We start from the raw sequence: 1,626 nt of genomic DNA, 5'->3' as shown, positions 1-1,626 counted from the left end.
GCCCCAAATAATACACAAATAGAATTACTGTAATGGTGATAAGCACAATCGATAATATTCGCTGTTTGTTACTCATACCCAGTTACTTACCTGTTTGAGGATCTAACGGGGTACTACGATACTCTTCACCAGCTAAAATATCGTAGTGAATCACCGTATCGCTATTAAACTGAGAAAAATCAAAGTAGACAGTTTCTGCGTTAAACTCCTGTTTTTTGGATATCTTTTCACCATTAACGGAATAATGGCAACCTAGCCCACCCGACCAGGTCTTGTCTTTCCATTGATGTAAAAAGGCGTCACAATTTTTCGCTTTAATTGCAGAATTTAAGTCTATCGGTTTGTTGTAATATTTTGTTCCTGATTGATAAATGCGTAGTTGGGCAAAACCTACAGTATCAAATGCGTTATAGGCTTCGACCTTGATATCTCGTAATTCGACCACGCAATTTTTACTGTTTGTGTAAGTTGAGTATGGCACGGTGAACTGATAACGGTCATCACTTACATCATTACTCGGAGTAAAGAATGTAGTGATCTTTCCTCCTCGATGGGCTTTTTGGCCAAACATATCATAAGAGTAGGATTCACAGTCATCACCATATACCCAATAGTTTGCCCACACTTTTACGGTTGCATCGGTTGGTTTTAAGCCCGTAACCAGAATAGATTCTTGCTCGGTAGTGTTCAGTATCGAGTACAACCCAGAAAGTGCGCTCACTGAAACCAGAACCAATGCGACACTCCTCTCTATGAATTGTCGCTTAGTTAACCGAGTCACTTGCCAGTCTCTGGATCTAACGGGGTACTACGATACTCTTTACCAGCTAAAATATCGTAGTGAATCACCGTATCGCTACTGAACTGAGAGAAATCAAAGTAGACAGTTTCTGCGTTAAACTCTTGGTCTTTTGATTTCTTTTCACCATTAACGTAATAAAAGCAACCAAACCCATTCGTCCATCTATTATATTTTGCAGAATAAAAGGGCTCGCATTTTTTAGCTTCGATTGTAGAATCTAAGCCTATCGGTTTGTTGTAATATTTTGTGCCTGATTGGTGAATACGTAGTTGGGCAAAACCTACAGTATCAAATGCGTTATAGGCTTCGACCTTGATATCTCGTAATTCGACCACGCAATTTTTACTGTTTGTGTAAGTTGAGTATGGCACGGTGAACTGATAACGGTCATCACTTACATCATTACTCGGAGTAAAGAATGTAGTGATCTTTCCTCCTCGATGGGCTTTTTGGCCAAACATATCATAAGAGTAGGATTCACAGTCATCACCATATACCCAATAGTTTGCCCACACTTTTACGGTTGCATCGGTTGGTTTTAAGCCCGTAACCAGAATAGATTCTTGCTCGGTAGTGTTCAGTATCGAGTACAACCCAGAAAGTGCGCTCACTGAAACCAGAACCAATGCGACACTCCTCTCTATGAATTGTCGCTTAGTTAACCGAGTCACTTGCCAGTCTCTGGATCTAACGGGGTACTACGATACTCTTTACCAGCTAAAATATCGTAGTGAATCACCGTATCGCTACTGAACTGAGAGAAATCAAAGTAGACAGTTTCTGCGTTAAACTCTTGGTCTTTTGATTTCTTTTCACCATTAACG

Annotated in this window: 2 protein-coding genes; both read right to left on the bottom strand. The window is 40.2% G+C overall.

Going from position 1 to position 1,626, the window contains the following annotated elements; all coding sequences use genetic code 11:
- Nucleotides 1-82: 82 nt before the first annotated feature.
- Nucleotides 83-781: a hypothetical protein gene (locus DA100_RS10625; RefSeq protein ID WP_171052204.1), complete on the bottom strand. Its 699-nt coding sequence runs from the start codon at nucleotides 779-781 to the stop codon at nucleotides 83-85.
- The gene (locus DA100_RS10620) at nucleotides 778-1,473 is read right to left on the bottom strand and encodes a hypothetical protein (protein ID WP_171052203.1); all 696 of its coding nucleotides are present in this window, start codon (nucleotides 1,471-1,473) and stop codon (nucleotides 778-780) included. The genes DA100_RS10625 and DA100_RS10620 overlap by 4 nt, the downstream gene beginning before the upstream one ends.
- Nucleotides 1,474-1,626 lie beyond the last annotated feature (153 nt).

It is taken from the genome of Vibrio sp. Hep-1b-8, assembly GCF_006124995.1.
Lineage (GTDB): Bacteria > Pseudomonadota > Gammaproteobacteria > Enterobacterales > Vibrionaceae > Vibrio.
This window is presented reverse-complemented; position numbering and strand designations above follow the sequence as displayed.